Annotated in this window: 1 protein-coding gene; it reads right to left on the bottom strand. The window is 62.8% G+C overall.

Annotated elements, in window-relative coordinates:
* Positions 1 to 317: cbb3-type cytochrome c oxidase subunit I (locus ACW2Q0_RS31240; RefSeq protein WP_457194513.1), on the bottom strand; the 317-nt coding region annotated here is incomplete at both ends.

The raw sequence follows: 317 nt of genomic DNA on the forward strand, positions 1-317 counted from the left end.
GTCGCGAACACGATGGTGCCGAAGAGCACGTAGTGGAAGTGCGCGACCACGAAATAGCTGTCGGTGACGTGGAAGTCCAGCGGTGGCGAGGCCAGGATGACGCCGGACAGGCCACCGAAGAGGAAGGTGACCAGGAAGCCGAGGGAGAACAGCATCGGCGATTCGAAGGTCAGCTGGCCGCGCCACATGGTGCCGATCCAGTTGAAGAACTTCACACCGGTCGGCACCGCGATCAGGAAGGTCATGAACGAGAAGTACGGCAGCAGGACGGCCCCGGTGGCGTACATGTGGTGCGCCCAGACCGCGATCGACAACGC

The organism is Nocardia citri (assembly GCF_054065835.1).